Annotated in this window: 14 protein-coding genes and 1 tRNA gene; 11 read left to right on the forward strand and 4 right to left on the reverse strand. The window is 65.9% G+C overall.

All coding sequences use genetic code 11. The annotated features are described in order from the left end of the window. Positions 1–27 precede the first annotated feature (27 nt). Positions 28–960, forward strand: coding sequence for a pseudouridine synthase (locus tag F9Z44_RS13680; RefSeq protein WP_159607013.1), 933 nt, complete (start codon positions 28–30; stop codon positions 958–960). Positions 961–973: 13 nt separating this feature from the next. Here the strand turns inward: F9Z44_RS13680 and F9Z44_RS13685 are convergent, their stop codons facing one another. Then, positions 974–1,243: a hypothetical protein gene (locus F9Z44_RS13685; RefSeq protein WP_159607015.1), complete on the reverse strand. Its 270-nt coding sequence runs from the start codon at positions 1,241–1,243 to the stop codon at positions 974–976. Between the two features lie 157 nt (positions 1,244–1,400). Between F9Z44_RS13685 and F9Z44_RS13690 the strand changes: the two genes are divergently transcribed. After that, positions 1,401–2,297: a hypothetical protein gene (locus F9Z44_RS13690; protein WP_159607017.1), complete on the forward strand. Its 897-nt coding sequence runs from the start codon at positions 1,401–1,403 to the stop codon at positions 2,295–2,297. A 12-nt stretch (positions 2,298–2,309) separates the two neighbouring features. Here F9Z44_RS13690 and F9Z44_RS13695 read toward each other — a convergent pair whose 3' ends face one another. Both F9Z44_RS13695 and F9Z44_RS13700 read right to left on the reverse strand, forming a co-directional pair. After that, positions 2,310–5,411 carry an FAD-binding and (Fe-S)-binding domain-containing protein gene (locus tag F9Z44_RS13695; protein ID WP_159607019.1) on the reverse strand — a complete coding sequence of 1,034 codons (3,102 nt, stop codon included), beginning with the start codon at positions 5,409–5,411 and terminating at the stop codon, positions 2,310–2,312. Beyond that, a complete protein-coding gene (locus F9Z44_RS13700) occupies positions 5,408–6,109 on the reverse strand; it encodes a GntR family transcriptional regulator (RefSeq protein ID WP_159607021.1) in 702 nt (233 codons plus the stop codon). Before F9Z44_RS13700 ends, F9Z44_RS13695 begins: the two co-directional genes overlap by 4 nt. Positions 6,110–6,216: 107 nt before the next feature. Between F9Z44_RS13700 and F9Z44_RS13705 the strand changes: the two genes are divergently transcribed. The 4 genes from F9Z44_RS13705 to F9Z44_RS13720 all read left to right on the forward strand — a co-directional run bounded on the left by F9Z44_RS13705 (position 6,217) and on the right by F9Z44_RS13720 (position 10,484). Continuing rightward, positions 6,217–7,452, forward strand: coding sequence for a pyridoxal-phosphate-dependent aminotransferase family protein (locus F9Z44_RS13705; protein ID WP_159607023.1), 1,236 nt, complete (start codon positions 6,217–6,219; stop codon positions 7,450–7,452). A 62-nt stretch (positions 7,453–7,514) separates the two neighbouring features. Next, positions 7,515–8,492 (forward strand): Bug family tripartite tricarboxylate transporter substrate binding protein, encoded by a 978-nt coding sequence (locus F9Z44_RS13710; protein ID WP_159607025.1) that lies wholly within the window; start codon positions 7,515–7,517, stop codon positions 8,490–8,492. A gap of 10 nt (positions 8,493–8,502) precedes the next feature. Beyond that, positions 8,503–9,282 (forward strand): enoyl-CoA hydratase/isomerase family protein, encoded by a 780-nt coding sequence (locus F9Z44_RS13715; protein WP_159607027.1) that lies wholly within the window; start codon positions 8,503–8,505, stop codon positions 9,280–9,282. A 53-nt stretch (positions 9,283–9,335) separates the two neighbouring features. Next, on the forward strand, positions 9,336–10,484 hold the full coding sequence (locus F9Z44_RS13720) for a CoA transferase (RefSeq protein WP_236574365.1): 1,149 nt from the start codon (positions 9,336–9,338) through the stop codon (positions 10,482–10,484). Between the two features lie 10 nt (positions 10,485–10,494). On the opposite strand, the gene alaS is transcribed toward F9Z44_RS13720, so the two are convergent. Continuing rightward, on the reverse strand, positions 10,495–13,128 hold the full coding sequence (gene alaS, locus F9Z44_RS13725) for an alanine--tRNA ligase (protein ID WP_159607029.1): 2,634 nt from the start codon (positions 13,126–13,128) through the stop codon (positions 10,495–10,497). Between the two features lie 237 nt (positions 13,129–13,365). On the opposite strand from alaS, the gene F9Z44_RS13730 reads away from it, so the two are divergent. From F9Z44_RS13730 to F9Z44_RS13750, 5 genes are all read left to right on the forward strand, one after another. Continuing rightward, positions 13,366–14,844, forward strand: coding sequence for an NAD-dependent succinate-semialdehyde dehydrogenase (locus tag F9Z44_RS13730; RefSeq protein ID WP_159607031.1), 1,479 nt, complete (start codon positions 13,366–13,368; stop codon positions 14,842–14,844). 13 nt (positions 14,845–14,857) lie between these two features. Beyond that, positions 14,858–14,931: transfer RNA gene (locus F9Z44_RS13735), tRNA-Gly, on the forward strand. A 188-nt stretch (positions 14,932–15,119) separates the two neighbouring features. Beyond that, entirely contained in the window at positions 15,120–16,364 is a 1,245-nt protein-coding gene (locus tag F9Z44_RS13740) for a tyrosine-type recombinase/integrase (protein WP_159607033.1), read from the forward strand. A 223-nt stretch (positions 16,365–16,587) separates the two neighbouring features. Continuing rightward, complete coding sequence (locus F9Z44_RS13745; RefSeq protein ID WP_159607035.1) at positions 16,588–16,845, forward strand: helix-turn-helix transcriptional regulator; 258 nt, start codon at positions 16,588–16,590, stop codon at positions 16,843–16,845. A 10-nt stretch (positions 16,846–16,855) separates the two neighbouring features. Then, positions 16,856–17,188 (forward strand): hypothetical protein, encoded by a 333-nt coding sequence (locus F9Z44_RS13750; protein WP_159607037.1) that lies wholly within the window; start codon positions 16,856–16,858, stop codon positions 17,186–17,188. The last annotated feature ends 14 nt before the right edge of the window (positions 17,189–17,202 follow it).

The following is a 17,202-nucleotide window of genomic DNA, read 5'->3' on the forward strand; positions in this document are numbered from 1 at the left end:
CGCGCCCCAGGCCAGAGCGCCCCCGCCGTGGCACGCCCGCCCAAGCATCCGCAGATCCCCGCACGCCACGGCGTGTCACCCAGTTGCGTGGCACTGCCACACACCCGGTCCGCACCCTGGACGCTGCTGCTGGACTACCTGGCCGAGCGCCTGAGCGTGGTGGATCGCGCGGCCTGGGCCGATCGTCTGGCGCGCGGCGAGGTGCTGGACGACACCGGCCAGCCGCTGCCGCCCGACGCGGCGTTCCAGCCCGGCGCACGCATCCACTATTACCGCCATCTCGACGACGAGCCTGCGGTGCCGTTCGAAGAGACGGTGCTGTTCCAGGACGCGCATTTGCTGGTGGCCGACAAGCCGCATTTCCTGCCGGTCACCCCGGGCGGGCGCTTCGTGCAGCAAAGCCTGCTGGTGCGTTTGAAGCGCCGCACCGGCATCGACACGCTGAGCCCCGTCCACCGCATCGACCGCGAAACCGCAGGCCTGGTGCTGTTCAGCGTGCGCCCCACCGATCGCAACGCCTACCAGGCCCTGTTTCGCGACCGCGTGGTGCACAAGACCTACGAAGCCATCGCACCCCACCTCCCCGCGCTGGTTTTCCCGCTCACGCGGCGCAGCCGCATCGAAGAAGACGGCGAACGCTTCTTCCGCATGGTCGAGGCCGAGGGCGAGCCCAACAGCGAAACGCTCATCGAACGCACCGAGGTGCGCGGTGCCTGGGCGCGCTACACGCTCTCACCCGTCACCGGCAAACGGCACCAGCTGCGCGTGCACATGAATGCCCTGGGCGCGCCCATCGTGGGCGACCAGTTCTATCCGCAGGTGTTGCGCGGGCCGGACGACACCGAGGATTTTGCCGAGCCGCTGCAACTGCTGGCGCGCGGCATTGCGTTCACCGATCCCGTGACCGGCATGGCACGGCGGTTCGAGAGCGGGCGGGCGTTGGCGTGGCCGGGGGACTGATCGGGGCGAGCGGTCACAGATCGCCCAGGATGCGGGCGACGCAGGCGTTGCAACCGATGGCACTGACGACCAGGCCCAACAGGGCGGCGGCGAACAGCACACCGGCCACGATCCAGAAGCCTGCCTGCAGCGATCCCCCCTTCAACCAGAGGATGGCCGGGATGCCCCCCGCGAAAGGCAGGCAGCAGACCAGCAGCGCGGGCCGCTTCCACCAGACCTCGCGACGCGGCCCCCAGAAACAGATGGTGTTGACGGTGGAGCAGCACGGGCAGGTCGCGGCCATGGACACTTTCGGTTGAGACGTTAGGACGATCACGGGTGATTTTCACCCTTCGCGCGTGGCCCCGCGCCCAGCCCTGGGGTGGCCCTGGGCCCACGGGCCTCAAGAAGTCGGCGCCATCGGCCGATAACACAGGCAGCGCCATCACAGGAACGCCCCCATGCCCCGCACCACCATCGACACGCCCGCCGCCCTCGCTGAGGCCCTTGCCAACGATGGGTGGGTCCTGCCGCCGAAGTCGCGCTGCGACGTCTTCTCACGGGAGACCGCCAAGGTGCAGTCCATGGTCTGCACCTCGCCGGCCATGAAGAAAAGCGCGCCACAGATCATCACCGCGCTCATGGGCGGAACCCGCTACGAGCAGCGCGAGGCCGCCAGCGCGCTGCACCGCCTCATCGCTGCGGGAAACCTGATGCCCGACGCCGTGCGCGTGCTGCACGCCACCGGTGTCACGCTGGTGTTTGCACCCTGGAGCGCGCGCGACGACGTGCGCTCGATCGTGCGCTCGGTCTCATCCAGCCTGCACCCCGAGCGCGTCACGGTGGACGGCGCACAGCTGCAGACCGATGCGGCGGTGGTGGTGCCTGGACCCAGCTCGCAGAACGACGCCGCACTGGAAATCCGCCACGCGCTCAACGCGTTCATCGCCGACGTGGATTCGCTGTGGCGCAGTGCCCGCCGGCGCCTGTCGGGCAAGGAAGACACGCAGCGCTGGTTCTTGCCGGTGGGATGCCAGGTGATCGAGCGAAGCGAAGGCAGCAAGGTTTGCTGGGAGATCGTCTTTGAGGACATCGGTCTGCTGGAGAGGGCCATCGGTCTGGTGGACGCCCGCCTGACCATGGGCAAGGATCACCTGCTGCAGCGGTGGTCGGATCCGGAAGACGACCAGCTGGAGACGATGATGCCGTCCATCACGCTGATGGCCAACGCCAACTCCAGGGACGCCCGCACCCAGATGGCCCGCCTGCTGCAGAACATGCTGTTCATGCTCGGTCGGCTGGGTTTCGACAGCACCTGGCCGGGCGACCTGCAACGGGCCACCCCGCTGCAGGCCTGAGCGCGGCGGGATTCAATCGGCCAGCAAACCCGCCAGCAGGCGGCTCACGTGCACCGCCTCACGCTGCGCACCGTCGTGGATCTGGTGGCGGCAGCTGGTGCCGTCGGCCACCACGATGGCTTCAGGTTCGGCGCGCACCGCCGGCAACAGGCTGAGTTCGGCCATCTGCATCGACACCGTGTGGTGTGAGGCTTCATAGCCGAAGCTGCCGGCCATGCCGCAGCAGCTGCTCTCGATCAGTTGCGGTTTCGCGCCCGGAATCCAGCGCAGCACCTCCAGGATGGGCGAGACCGCATCGAAAGCCTTCTGGTGGCAGTGGCCGTGCAGCAGCACCGCCTTGTCCACCGCCTTGAGTTTGGCCTTCAGGCCGTCCAGCCGCCCGGCCTTGGCTTCGCGCGCCAGGAATTCTTCAAACAGCAGGGCATGCTCGGCGATCTGCTGCGGCGCGGAGCCCAGGCCCATCACCAGCATCTCGTCGCGCAGCGTGAGCAGGCACGAGGGCTCCAGACCCACGATGGCGATGCCCTTGTGCGCAAACGGCAGAAGACTCTGCACCACCTCGCGCGCCTTTTCTTTGGCCTGCTCCACCATGCCGCTGGCCAGATACGTGCGGCCGCAACACAGGTGTTTACCGTCGTCCTTGGCTTTGGTCGCCACGTGCACGGTGTAGCCGGCGGCCTGAAGCACCTGGACCGCCGCGTGCGCGTTCTCCGATTCGAAGTAGCCGTTGAAGGTGTCGACGAACAGCACCACGCCGCGTTCGGCGGCGAGCACCTCGTCGCGCGTGGCCGTCTTCAAGGGCGCGTTGAAGAAGTGCTGCGCGTGCCACTGCGGCAGGCTGCGTTTGGCCGAGAGGCCCAGCCATTTTTCCGTCAGCGTGGCCAGCAGCGGCACACGGTTGCGCAAGTTGAGCAGCGGCGCCAGGGGCGCGGCCCAGGCCGCGTAGTCGGGCAGCTGCGCGACCAGCCGGTCTTTCAGCGTGTGGCCGTGTTTGGCCTTGTAGTGCTGCAGGAACTCGACCTTCATCTTGGCCATGTCCACGCCGGTGGGGCAGTCGCGCTTGCAGCCCTTGCAACCCACGCAGAGGTCCATGGCTTCGCGCACCACCTCGCTGGTGAGCGCATCGCTGCCCGCGAGACCCGGGATCTGCCCGCTGAGCGCGAGACGCAAGGTGTTGGCGCGGCCGCGCGTGAGGTGCTGTTCGTCGCGGGTGACGCGGTAGCTCGGGCACATGGTGCCGGCGTCGAACTTGCGGCAGTGGCCGTTGTTGTTGCACATCTCCACCGCCTTGGCGAGACCCCGCGCCGGGTCTTCGCCGGTGCCCGGTGCGGTGGTCACTTCGGTCACGGGGTCGGCCTTCACATCCCACGCGCTCCAGTCAAGCACGGGCTGGATGGGCACCACCTTGTAGCTGGGCGGAAAGCGCATGAGCCGCGTGTCGTCCATCTTCGGCGGGTTGATGATGCGGTTGGGCGACAGCAGCCCGGTGGGGTCGAGGTGTTGCTTGATGCGGGCGAACGCGTCGTTGATGCGCGGGCCGAACTGCCATTCGATCCACTCGCCGCGGCACAGGCCGTCGCCGTGTTCGCCGCTGTAGGCGCCCTTGTACTTGCGCACGAGTTCGCTGGCTTCTTCGGCGATCTGGCGCATCTTGCTCGCGCCGCCGCGGCGCATGTCGAGAATGGGGCGCACGTGCAGCGTGCCCACCGAGGCGTGGGCGTACCAGGTGCCGCGGCTGCCGTGTTTGTGGAACACCTCGGTGAGTGCATCGGTGTACTCGGCCAGGTGCACCAGCGGCACCGCGCAGTCTTCGATGAAGCTCACGGGTTTGCCGTCGCCGCGCAGGCTCATCATGATGTTCAGCCCCGCCTTGCGCACCTCCCACAGGTTCTTCTGCGGCGCGTCATCGATCATCTCCACCACGCTGCCGGGCAGGCCCAGGTCGCCCATGAGTTCGACGAGTTCGCGGATCTTGTGCGCGATGTCGGCCTTGCTCGGGCCGCTGAACTCCACCAGCAGCACGGCCTCGGGCTTGCCGCCGTTGATGTGCGGCGAGAGCGCGGTGCGGATGGTGGGCGCGAACGCCGGGTTCTTGAGCGAAAGTTCGATCATGGTGCGGTCGACCAGCTCCACCGCCGTGAGCTGGCCCACGGCCATGCCCTCGCCGAGCTTGACGATGTGCTGCGCGCTGTCCATCGCCTGGAAGAAGGTGGGGAAGTTCACCACGCCCAGCACCTTGGCGCGCGGCAGTTCACCCAGACGCAGCTTGAGCGAACGCGTGAGCGCCAGCGTGCCTTCGCTGCCGATGAGCAGGTGCGACAGGTTCACCGAGCCGTCGTGCGTGTACGGCTTCTCGTTCTGGTTGCGGAAGATGTCCAGGTTGTAGCCGGCCACGCGGCGCAGCACCTTGGGCCAGCGCGCGTCGATCTCGTCGGCGTGCTCCAGGGCCAGGTCGCACACGAAATCGCCGATGGCCTTGGCCTGTGGGCTGGCGGTGGCGTGGTCACCGAAGTCGACCAGGCTGCCGTCGGCCAGCCAGGCTTGCGCGCCCAGCACGTTGTGCACCATGTTGCCGTAGGCCACCGAGCGGCTGCCACACGAGTTGTTGCCGGCCATGCCGCCCAGCGTGGCCTGCGCGCTGGTGGACACGTCCACGGGGTACCACAGGCCGTGCGGCTTGAGCTGCGCGTTGAGGTGGTCGAGCACCAGGCCGGGCTCCACCGTGGCGGTGCGCCCTGACACATCCACATCAAGCACGCGGCGCATGTGTTTGCTGTGGTCGATCACCAGGCCCGCGCCCACGGTCTGGCCACACTGGCTGGTGCCGCCACCGCGCGGCACGATGGGCACCGTCAGGTCGCGGCAGATGTCCAGCGCCAGGCGCACGTCGTTCGCGTCTTGCGGCACGAACACGCCCACCGGCATCTGCTGGTAGATCGAGGCGTCGGTGGCGTAGCGCCCGCGGTCTGCCGGGCTGAACAGCACCTCGCCCTGCGTCTCCTGCGTCAAGCGGCGCGCCAGCTGGCCAGCCACTTCGTTGCTGATGTCGGCCACGCGCTCGTACGCTGCGTCCGGGGTCTCACGGGTCACGGCCAGTGGCAAGGGTGCGTTCATTCCTTGGCTCCCTGCTGCTGCATGGTCTGCACTTCCATCGAGCGCAACTGCTCGATCACCACGTCGCGCTTGTTGTTGAGGTGGGTCGTGAGCACGCTGGCCAGCGCCACCGGGTCGCGCGCTTCCAGCGCCTGGATCATGGCTTCGTGCTCCTTCACCGCGCGGCTCCACTTCTCGCCGTCCTGGTTGGAGCGGAAGCGCAGCGCCTGCAGGCGCGCATTGACCTGGTTGTAGGTGCTCGTGAGCACCGGGTTGCGGGCGGCGGCGTTGATGGCGCGGTGGATGGCCGCGTTGAGTGGATAGTAGGCCGAGAGATCGCCGCGCGTGTAGGCGGCCAGCATCTCGTAGTGCAGCGCCTTGATCTCGGCGAGTTCGGCGTCGGTCACACGCTGTGCGGCCAGTTGCCCCGAGGCCGCTTCCAGCCCGGCCATCACTTCAAAGGTGTTGTGCACATCGGTCTCACTGAGCTGCACCGCCACCGCGCCGCGGTTGGGCACCAGCTCCACCAGGCCCTCGGCGGCCAGGGTCTTGATGGCTTCGCGCAGCGGCGTGCGAGACACGTTGAGCTGCTCGCACAACTCGCGCTCGTTGAGCTTGGCGCCCGGGGCGATCTGCCCCTCGACCAGCATCTGGCGCAGGCGGTGGGTGGCCTGCTCGTGCAAGGCCGCCGGAGGTATGGAGAAAATCTGGGCCGTCATGTTTTGTATTCAAAAATATGGCTGTTTTTGCGCATTTTAGGGCTGATCCCGTTGACAGATTGATTTTGTATGCAAAAAATGCGTCTGTCATCCAACCACACAATGCCATGCTGACCACCGACTTCCACCCCACCGGCCGCCACTTTTTGCAGATTCCGGGCCCCTCGCCCGTGCCCGACCGCGTGCTGCGCGCCATGAGCCTGCCCACCATCGACCACCGCGGCCCCGAGTTCGGCGTGCTGGGTTTGAAGGTGCTGGCCGACATGCAGAAGATCTTCCAGACCAGGCACCCCGTGATGATCTACCCGGCCTCGGGCACCGGTGCCTGGGAGGCGGCGCTGGCCAACACGCTGAGCCCGGGCGACCACGTGCTGATGTACGAGACCGGCCACTTCGCCTTTCTCTGGAACAAGCTGGCCACGCGCCTGGGCCTCAAGGCCGAGGTGCTGGCATTGAGCGGCACCGACAACGGCGTGCCCGCGAGCTGGCGCCACGGCGTGCAGGCCCACCTGATCGAAGAGCGCCTGAAGGCCGACACGGCCCACAGCATCAAGGCGGTGTGCGTGGTACACAACGAAACCTCCACCGGCGTGACCAGCAACATTGCCGCCGTGCGCAAGGCGATCGACGCAGCCAAACACCCCTCCCTGCTGCTGGTGGACACCATCTCGGGCCTGGCCAGCGCGGACTACCGCCACGACGAGTGGGGTGTGGACGTCTCCATCAGCGGCTCGCAAAAAGGCCTGATGCTGCCGCCCGGCATCAGCTTCAACGCGCTCTCGCCCAAGGCCATCGAGGCCAGCAAGACCGCGAAGCTGCCCAAGGCCTTCTGGGCATGGGACGAAATCATCGAGATGAACAAGACCGGCTACTGGCCGTCGACCCCCAACACCAACCTGCTCTACGCGCTGAGCGAAGCGGCCGACATGATCCTGGGCCAGGGCCTGGACGTGGTGTTCGCCCGCCACCAGCGCTGGGCCGACGGCGTGCGCGCCGCAGTAACGACCTGGGGCCTGCCGATCCAGTGCGCCGAGAACGGCGTGCACTCGCCCATCCTCACCGGCGTGATGACGCCCGAGGGCGTGGACGCCGACGCAGTGCGCAAGATCATCTATGAGCGCTTCGACTGCTCGCTGGGCACCGGCCTGGGCAAGATCAAGGGCCGCATGTTCCGCATCGGCCACCTGGGCGACACCAACGACCTCACGCTGATCGCCGCCGTGGCCGGCTGCGAGATGGGCCTCAAGCTCGCCGGCGTGAAGCTCGCCGGCTCGGGCGTGCAGACCCTCATGGACTACTACGCCAGCCACCCGGCCGCCGTGCCGTTGCGCAAGGCCGCCTGAGCCGCTCTCACCCCCTGACCGATCCCCGCGCGTTCCACAACCAAACGACCCCAGGAGACACCATGCAACGCAGAACCTTCGTCACCGCCACAGCGACCACCGCTGCCACCCTGGCCGCGCCCATGCTGAGAGCCCAGACCTTGCCCGTCGGTCCGGTGCGCATCATTGTGGGCTTCGCGCCCGGCGGTGGTACCGATGCATTGGCCCGCCTGGTGGGCCAGAAGCTGCAGGCCATGTGGAACCTCACGGTGGTGGTGGAGAACCGGGCCGGTGCGTCCGGCGTGATCGCCGCCGACATGGTGGCCAAGGCACCGCCCGACGGCAACACGCTGCTGATGGCCCACATCAACAGCCATGCGCTGGCCCCGGGGCTGATGCCCAAGCTGGGCTACGTGGTGGAACGCGACTTCACGCCACTCACCCTGGTGGGCGTGACACCCAACCTGCTCATCAGCAACAACGACCAGCCCGCCAAAACGGTGGCCGAACTCGTGGCCCAGTGCAAGGCCAACCCGGGCAAGGTCACCTTCGGCTCCGCCGGCCAGGGATCGGCCCAGCATCTCGCGCTGGAGTCGTTCAAGCTCGCCGCCGGTGTGTTCGCGCTGCACATTCCGTACAAAGGCTCCGGCCCGATGCTGACCGACCTGATGGGTGGGCAGATCGGCTACTCGTTCGACACCATGACGGCCGCCACCCCGCACGTGAAGAGCGGCAAGGTGCGCGCCATCGCGCAGACCCGCGCCAAACGCGCCCTGGGCCACCCGACCGTGCCGACCATGGCCGAGTCCGGCTTCCCCGGCTTTGAGGCCACCACCTGGTACGGCCTGGTGGGCCCGGGCAAGATGCCACCCGCCATTGCCCAGCGCATGAACGAAGACATCAACAAGGTGCTGGCCATGCCCGACGTGAAGGAGAAGCTGGACCTCTACGGCGCCGAAGACGGCGGCGGTTCGGCCCAGCAGTTCGCCGACTTCATCCGCACCGAGCAGGTGAAGTGGTCCAAGGTGATCAAGGACGCCAAGGTAACGATTGACAGCTGAGCGCCAGCGCATGACCGACCAGGGCCAAGTGCGCCTGCAGATCGAGGCCGGCGTGGCCTCGGTGCTGTTTGACCGACCCCAGGCGCGCAATGCGATGACCTGGGCCATGTACGAGCAGCTCGCGGCCATCAACCGCGAGCTGAGCACGGACCGCAGCGTGCGGGTGGCGGTGTTCCGCGGCGCCGGTGGGCAGGCCTTCGTGGCCGGCACCGACATCGAGCAGTTCACCGCCTTCCAGACCGGCGAAGACGGCGTGGCCTACGAACGCCAGATCGAAGCTGGCATCGAGCTGATGTGCCAGTTGCCCATGCCCACCGTGGCCGTGGTCGAGGGCTGGTGCGTGGGCGGTGGCCTCGCCATTGCCACCGCTTGCGACTTTCGCCTGGCCACACCCGGCGCGAAATTCGGCGTGCCCATTGCCAAGACGCTGGGCAATTGCCTGGCCATTGCCAACGTGGCGCGCCTGCGCGCGGCCTTCGGGCACCAGCGCGTCAAGCGCATGCTGGTGCTGGCCGAGTTCATCGCCGCTGACGAGGCACTGGCCTGCGGCTTCCTGCATGCCATTGAAACGCCCGAGGCGATCGACAGCGCCACCACTGCGCTCGCACAGCGCCTGGCCGCGCTCGCCCCGGTGACGCAGCGTGTGAGCAAGGCCACGCTGGAACGCCTCACCGCGCACGATCTGGCAGCGGACGAGGACCTGATCCGCGCCGCCTACGGCAGCGACGACTTCCACGAAGGCGTGGCCGCCTTCGTGGCCAAACGACCCCCCGTCTGGAGCGGCCAGTGAACAAACCAACCGGCCCGCTCGCGGGCCTGCGCGTGCTCGAAATCACCCAGATCATGTCGGGCCCCACCTGCGGCCTGTTGCTCGCCGACATGGGCGCCGACGTGATCAAGATCGAGAAGATTCCTGGCGGCGACGACGCGCGCGGCTACCGCGACCCACAGGTGGGCGGTGTGTCGGCGCCGTTCATGATGATGAACCGCAACAAACGCGGCCTCGCTCTCAACCTCAAGAGCCCCAGGGGGCGCGCGCTTTTGCTCAAGATGGTGAAAAACGCCGATGTGCTGGTGGAGAACTTTCGCGGCGGCACCATGGACAAGCTGGGCCTGGGCTACGAGGCTTTGAAAGCCGAAAACCCCGGCCTCATCTACTGCGCCATCACCGGCTACGGGCGCACCGGACCGTACGCCGACAAGGGCGGCTTCGACCTGATCGCGCAAGGCTTCGCGGGGTTGATGTCCGTCACCGGCGAAGCGGGCCGCCCGCCGGCCAAGAGCGGCAACGCGGTATCCGACATGAACGCCGGCATCCTGGCCGCGCTCGGCATCCTGGCGGCCTACATCCACAAGCTCAAGACCGGTGAAGGCCAGGTGGTGGACACATCGCTCAGCGACGCGGCGCTGCAGCAGACCTACTGGCATGCGGCGGTTTGGTTTGCCACGCAGCGATCACCCCAACCCACCGGCTCGGCCCACATCCTCACCGCGCCCTACCAGGCGTTCGAAGCCAGCGACGGCTGGATCAACATCGGCGGCGCCAACCAGACCAACTGGGAACGCATCTGCGACGTGCTGGGCCACCCCGAGTGGCGGACCGACGCGCGCTTTGCCACGAACAGCGACCGCATGGCGCATCTGAATGTGCTGGTGGACCTGATGAACTCGGTGGTGCGCACGCAAACACGCGAGCAGTGGCAGGCGGCGTTTGACGCGGCGGGCGTGCCGGCCGGGCCGGTGCACACCATCGGCGAAGCGCTGAGCCACCCGCAAACCGTGGCACGCGGCATGGTGGTGGAAGTGGAGCATCCGCAAGCCGGCGCCACGCGGGCCATCGGCTGCCCCATCCATTTTTCGGCCTCACCCGAGCGCAGCAGCACACCCGCGCCGCTGCTGGGCCAGCACACCCGCGAGGTGCTGCTCGAATTTGATCTGCCGGAGGCGGAGATCGACGCCCTCGTGGCCGAGGGCGTGATCGCCGAATCCTGAGCCCGCGGGCTCAGGCCCGCTCGGCCACCCAGGTCTGCACCGACTTGAGCGCGGCGTCCAGGCCCAAGGCATCGGTGCCGCCGGCCATGGCCATGTCGGCCTTGCCGCCGCCCTTGCCACCGACCTGCTGGGCCACAAAGTTCACCAGTTCGCCGGCCTTGACCTTGCCCACGCTGTCGGCGGTGACACCCGCAGCCAGCTGCACCTTGTTGCCGTCCACGGCGGCCAGCACGATGGCGGCGGTCTTGAGCTTGTCTTTCAGCTTGTCGAGCGTGTCGCGCAGGGTCTTGGCGTCGGCGCCATTGAGCACGGCCGCCAGCACCTTGATGCCCTTGACGTCCACCGCCTGCAGCATCAGGTCGTCGCCCTGGCTGGACGCCAGCTTGCCTTTGAGCGCGGCCACTTCCTTCTCCAGCGCCTTCACCTGCTCCAGCGTCTGGCCGATGCGGTTCGTGAGTTCGGCTGTGGGCGCCTTGAGCGCGCCTGCGGCCTGCGCCACGGTGTCTTCCAGCGACTGCAGATAGCCCAGCGCGTTGGCGCCGGTGATGGCTTCGATGCGGCGCACGCCCGCGGCCACACCGCTTTCGCCCACCACCTTGAAGAGGCCAATGTCACCGGTGCGCTGCACGTGCGTGCCGCCGCAAAGTTCGCGGCTGCTGCCAATGTCGAGCACGCGCACGGTCTCGCCGTACTTCTCGCCAAACAGCATCATGGCGCCGGTCTTCTGCGCCGATTCGATGTCCATCAGGCGCGCCTGCGTGGCGGCGTTGGCCAGCACTTCTTCATTCACCAAAGCCTCGATTTTGCGGATCTGCGCGTCGGTCACAGGTGCGTTGTGCGCGAAGTCGAAGCGCGTGCGCTCGGCATTCACCAGCGAGCCCTTCTGCTGCACATGGTCGCCCAGCACCTCGCGCAGGGCCTTGTGCATCAGGTGGGTGGCGCTGTGGTTGCGCACGGTGGCAGCGCGCACTGCGGTGTTCACCTGGGCCGCCACACTGTCACCCACGCTGATGGTGCCCTGCACCACCGCGCCGTGGTGGCCGAAAACGTCGGCCTTGATCTTCTGCGTGTCGGCCACGTCAAACCGGGCCGAGCCGCTGGTGATCACACCTTCGTCGCCCACCTGGCCGCCGCTCTCGGCGTAAAACGGCGTGCTGTCGAGCACAACCACGCCACTCTGGCCGCTCTTGAGCTCGGCCACGGGCGTGCCGTCGAGGTACAGGGCCACGATCTTGGCCGTGGCATCGAGCTGCTCGTAACCCACGAAAGCGTTGCCCGCGCCGGTGTAGTCGAGCGCCTTGTCCATCTTGAACTTGCCGGCTGCGCGCGCCTGGGCCTTCTGCTTGTCCATGGCGGCGTGGAAGCCGGCTTCATCGACCGAGAGACCACGCTCGCGGCACACGTCGGCCGAGAGGTCGAGCGGGAAGCCGTAGGTGTCGTGCAGCTTGAAGGCCACATCCCCCGGCAGCACCTTCGCACCGTCGGCAAGGGCCGCATCGAGGATTTCCATGCCGTTGGCCAGCGTCTCGTAGAAGCGCTCCTCCTCCACCCGCAGCACATCGGTGATGCGCTGAGCCTGGCTTGCCAGATTCGGGTAAGCCTCGCCCATCATGCGCACCAGGTCGGGCACCATCTTGTGGAAGAACGGGGTCTTCTGGCCGAGCTTGTAGCCGTGGCGAATGGCGCGGCGCACGATGCGGCGCTGCACGTAGCCCCGGCCTTCGTTGCTCGGGATCACGCCGTCGCTGATGAGGAAGGACGTGGCGCGGATGTGGTCGGCGATCACCTTGAGCGAGGGATTCGCCAGATCGGCAGTACCGGTTTCGCGGCCCGCAGCCTTGATCAACGCATCAAAAATGTCGATCTCGTAGTTGCTGTGCACGTGCTGCAGGATGGCGGCCAGGCGCTCCAGGCCCATGCCGGTGTCCACGCAAGGCGCGGGCAGCGGCGTGACCGAGCCGTCCTCGGCCATGTTGAACTGCATGAACACGTTGTTCCAGATCTCGATGAAGCGGTCGCCGTCTTCATCGGGGCTGCCTGGAGGGCCGCCGGCGATGTGGTCGCCGTGGTCGTAGAAGATCTCTGAGCAGGGGCCGCAAGGGCCGGTGTCGGCCATCATCCAGAAGTTGTCGCTCTTGTAGCGCCCGCCCTTGTTGTCGCCGATGCGGATCACGCGCTCGGGCGGCAGGCCGATTTCCTTGGTCCAGATGTCGTAGGCCTCGTCGTCTTCTTCGTACACCGTGGCGAGCAGGCGCTCTTTCGGCAATTTGTAAACCTCGGTCAGCAGCTCCCAGGCCCACTTGAGCGATTCGCGTTTGAAGTAGTCGCCAAACGACCAGTTGCCCAGCATCTCGAAGAAGGTGTGGTGGCGCGCGGTGTAGCCCACGTTTTCCAGGTCGTTGTGCTTGCCACCGGCGCGCAGGCAGGCCTGCACCGAGGCCGCGCGCACATAGGGGCGCTTGTCGGAGCCGAGGAACACGTCCTTGAACTGGACCATGCCCGAGTTGGTGAACATGAGCGTGGGGTCGTTGCCCGGCACGAGTGAGCTGGACGCGACCACGGTGTGGCCCTTGGAGGCGAAGAAGTCCAGGAAGCTCTTGCGGATGTCGGCAACAGAAACAACTGCAGTGGCGGGGCGGGTCATGGTGGCCTTGTGGTTTTCGGTCGAGGGATGCGGAAGGCGATGTCGGTGGTGCGCGGGCGCGCGAAACCCCGTATTTTCCAACATGGCGGGCAGTTGCCCGCAAACCGGGTTTTGGTCTCGCTGTTGCCACGGTGGACCAGGGGTCAAGGTCGCCAGCGGTACTGCACGCGACACCCCAAACGACTATGCTTCCCCGCTGCCTTGCCACCCCGGCACACCGAACACCGGAGACGCCCCATGGACATGAAGACTTCCCCCCTCGCCCTGCTCAAGGACCCCACCCTGCTCAAGACCGATGGCCTGATCAACGGCCAGTGGGTCGCAGGCGCCAGCCGCTTCGACGTGCTCGACCCGGCCACCGGCCACAAGCTGGCCGACGTTGCCAACCTCGGCCCCAAAGAAGCCGAGGCCGCCATCGCCGTGGCCAACGCCGCCTGGCCCGCATGGAAGGGCAAGACCGCCAAGGAACGCAGCGCCATCCTGCGCAAGTGGTTCGACCTGTTGATGGCCAACCAGGAAGACCTGGGGCGCATCCTCACCGCCGAGCAGGGCAAACCCTTTGCCGAGGCCAAGGGCGAAATCGCCTACGGTGCGAGTTTTGTGGAATGGTTCGCCGAAGAAGCCAAGCGCGTCAACGGCGAGACGCTGCCCACCTTCGACAACAACCGCCGCCTGCTGGTGCTCAAGCAGCCCATCGGCGTGTGCGCGGCCATCACGCCGTGGAACTTCCCGCTGGCCATGATCACGCGCAAGGTCGCGCCGGCGCTGGCCGCCGGCTGCCCGGTGATCATCAAACCCGCAGAACTCACCCCGCTGACCGCGCTGGCCGCGGCCGAGCTGGCCATCCGCGCCGGCATCCCGGCCGGCGTGCTCAACATCCTCACCGCCGACAGCGAACAATCCATTGCCGTGGGCAAGGTGCTGTGCGCCTCCGACGTGGTGCGCCACCTCAGCTTCACCGGCTCCACCGAGGTGGGCCGCATCCTGATGGCGCAAAGCGCCCCCACGGTGAAAAAGCTCTCGCTCGAGCTGGGTGGCAACGCGCCCTTCATCGTGTTCGACGACGCCGACGTGGACTCGGCCGTGGAAGGCGCCATCGCCAGCAAGTACCGCAATGCGGGTCAGACCTGCGTGTGCGCCAACCGCATTTATGTGCAGGACGGCGTGTACGACAGCTTCGTGCAGAAGTTCGCCGACAAGGTCCGCGCGTTCAAGGTGGGCAACGGCTTCACCGACGGCGTGGTGCAGGGCCCGCTGATCGAAGACGCTGCCGTGGCCAAGGTTCAGAAGCACGTGGACGATGCCGTTGCCAAGGGCGGCAAGGTGCTCGCCGGCGGCAAAAAACTGCAAGGCCAGTTCTTCGAACCCACGGTGATCTCGGAAGCCACCGCCGACATGCTGTGCGCCCGGGAAGAAACCTTCGGTCCATTTGCGCCGGTGTTTCGCTTCAAGACGGAGCAAGAAGCCATCGACGCAGCCAACAACACCGAGTTCGGCCTGGCCAGCTATTTCTACAGCCGCGACGTGGGCCGCATCTTCCGCGTGAGCGAAGCGCTCGAATACGGCATGGTCGGCATCAACGTCGGCATCATCGCCACCGAGCACGTGCCCTTTGGCGGCGTGAAGCAGTCGGGCCTGGGACGTGAGGGTTCGCACCACGGCATGGACGACTATGTGGAGATCAAGTACCTCTGCGTGGGCGACATCCTCAAGTAAACTCGGCAGCCCTGCGGGTGTAGTTCAATGGCAGAACGGCAGCTTCCCAAGCTTCATACGAGGGTTCGATTCCCTTCACCCGCTCCACATGAGTAGCCAAAGGCCGTCAAGGACATACACCTGACGGCCTTTTTCATTGATAAATCAACACTTTTCATGTCAACGGCGTACAGGCAACGACGTTGACAGACAGAACGAGGCGGGGGAACAATCGGGGGAACAGATCACCTGTACCCCCGCAAAGGGGCCAACTTGTTCCCCCGGAGTGTTCCCCCATGTTGACCGATACTGCCTGTAGAAACGCCACCTGCCCGCCCGAGAAATCGCGCAAGCGCCTGGCCGATGTCGGCGGGCTTTACATCGAGATTTCGCCCAATGGCTCCAAGCGGTGGTTTGCCAAATACCGGTTTGGAGGCAAGGAAAAGCGTTTGGCGCTGGGCAGCTATCCAGACGTGACCTTGAAGGCCGCACGGGAGGGTCGCGACCTTGCCCGCAAGGCGCGTGACAGTGGATCCGACCCGGTCCAGGTGCGCCAAGCGGAAAAGATCGCCAAGGCCGCCACGGGGGCGACCACGTTTGAAGCGGTGGCCCGTGAATTCCACTCCGTCAAGGCGGCGGGGTGGAGCGACGGCCATGCGACCAAGTGGCTGCGGATGAACGAGATTTACCTGTTCCCCCACATCGGCAGCTTGCCCCTGAGCAACATCAAAGCCCCTTCCCTTCTTGCCACACTTCGCAAGGCTGAGGCAAAGGGCATTCTCAGCACGGCGCAAGACTTGCAACAAATGGCCGGGCAGGTGTTTCGCTACGGCATTCAGACCGGGTACTGCGAGCGCAATCCAGCGGGCGACCTGAAAGGCGCGCTCAAGCCGCATGTAGCGAAACACTTTTCAGCAGTCCTTGATCCGGTCGAAGCCGGAGGTCTGCTGCGAGCGATCGACAGCTACACCGGGCAAACGACCACGCTAGCGGCAATGCAACTATCCGCCCTGTTCTTTCAGCGGCCTGGAAATATTCGGGCAATGGAATGGGCGTGGGTGGACCTTGAGGGCGCCATGCTGACGATTCCCCCTTCCGACATGAAGCGGAAGAAGCATGAGAAAGTCAACGGCAAGCCGCACCTCGTGCCTCTGTCCACCCAAGCGGTTCGCATCCTGAAAATGCTTGAACAGTTGACTGGCAGCGGGCGCTACGTGTTTCCGGGAGCACGTGACCGCAAAAAACCCATGAGTGACGGCACCATCAACGCGGCGCTGCGTCGACTGGATTTTGGCAACGATGAACACGTTGCCCACGGGTTTAGGGCAATGGCCCGCACCATGATTGCCGAACGAATCCCTGGCATACCAGCAGACATGGTAGAGGCCCAACTAGGACACGGCAAAATCGGGCCGCTGGGCAGCGCCTACGACCGCGCCGACTACCTGGGGCAGCGTCGGCAGATGATGCAAACGTGGGCTGACTACCTCGACAAGCTGCGAGCTGGCGCGGCCGTGATTCCGCTCCCGCTGGCTGCTTGAGCACTACAAGGGCCTGCAAAGTCCCGCCTTGAATTCCTCACATACGCTTGCCGGCTTGGCTCGTCGAATGACTTCGTTGGTGACCAAGGCCTCTGTTTTCCTAGGCGTGAATCGCAAGAAAGCACGAAGCAGGAGGTGCGGAAACTGATAGGAGGGTTCGATGCAAGTGTGAAAAGCTCAAAACCTTAACAACTGCGGCAAAGGCCGCGAAAGGTCGGCAGCTATGGCTATCTGGCGAATGGAACTGTGCAAAGCGGAATCGGGCTACCGCTCGCACGCCAGCATCTACGTGCTGATCCGTGAGGGACTTTGGACTCAGCCGGTCAAGATCGGCACGCGCTCAAGCGGCTGGCCTGACTATGAGGTGAAAGCAATCAATGCAGCGCGCATTGCAGGGCAGTCGGATGAACAGATCCGCGAAGTGGTGAGTCGCCTTCATGCCATGCGCGCGGAAAAGCTCGCGATGTTGATGTCGGAGTAAGGGGGTGGCTGTGACGATCAACATCACCCAAGCAGAAGATGCCGCCGGAGGTTTGGAACCTAACACTGCGACCGTCGTGACCAGCTTTGACTTTTGGGCTGCAGACATGGCGCGCAAGGCCCTGATCGAGCAACTGGGCCTTGCAATGCTGGCCGCGCACTCGGCCGATGACAAGTCAGAAATGAATCGCTACAAAGACTTGATGTACGCGGAGATCAAGCGCATCAGCCCGCAAGCAGCAAACAGCCGCCACGCAGAAATCGATCATGAGATCGGCAACGTCCCACCCATCGTCCAGCAACAGCATGCGCGCCGCCGTCACGCCATTGAGGAGCCGCAGTGATCCCGGCATTCACT

Origin of the sequence: Hydrogenophaga sp. PBL-H3, assembly GCF_010104355.1 — a bacterium.
GTDB lineage: Bacteria > Pseudomonadota > Gammaproteobacteria > Burkholderiales > Burkholderiaceae_C > Hydrogenophaga.

Coding starts and splice junctions, on each gene's coding strand:
- F9Z44_RS13695 (WP_159607019.1), bottom strand. CDS start 5,411: ATGAACGCACCCTTGCCACTGGCCGTGACCCGTGAGACCCCGGACGCA.
- F9Z44_RS13715 (WP_159607027.1), top strand. CDS start 8,503: ATGACCGACCAGGGCCAAGTGCGCCTGCAGATCGAGGCCGGCGTGGCC.
- F9Z44_RS13740 (WP_159607033.1), top strand. CDS start 15,120: ATGTTGACCGATACTGCCTGTAGAAACGCCACCTGCCCGCCCGAGAAA.
- F9Z44_RS13710 (WP_159607025.1), top strand. CDS start 7,515: ATGCAACGCAGAACCTTCGTCACCGCCACAGCGACCACCGCTGCCACC.
- F9Z44_RS13720 (WP_236574365.1), top strand. CDS start 9,336: ATGTCGGGCCCCACCTGCGGCCTGTTGCTCGCCGACATGGGCGCCGAC.
- alaS (WP_159607029.1), bottom strand. CDS start 13,128: ATGACCCGCCCCGCCACTGCAGTTGTTTCTGTTGCCGACATCCGCAAG.
- F9Z44_RS13690 (WP_159607017.1), top strand. CDS start 1,401: ATGCCCCGCACCACCATCGACACGCCCGCCGCCCTCGCTGAGGCCCTT.
- F9Z44_RS13745 (WP_159607035.1), top strand. CDS start 16,588: ATGGCTATCTGGCGAATGGAACTGTGCAAAGCGGAATCGGGCTACCGC.
- F9Z44_RS13685 (WP_159607015.1), bottom strand. CDS start 1,243: ATGGCCGCGACCTGCCCGTGCTGCTCCACCGTCAACACCATCTGTTTC.
- F9Z44_RS13705 (WP_159607023.1), top strand. CDS start 6,217: ATGCTGACCACCGACTTCCACCCCACCGGCCGCCACTTTTTGCAGATT.
- F9Z44_RS13700 (WP_159607021.1), bottom strand. CDS start 6,109: ATGACGGCCCAGATTTTCTCCATACCTCCGGCGGCCTTGCACGAGCAG.
- F9Z44_RS13730 (WP_159607031.1), top strand. CDS start 13,366: ATGGACATGAAGACTTCCCCCCTCGCCCTGCTCAAGGACCCCACCCTG.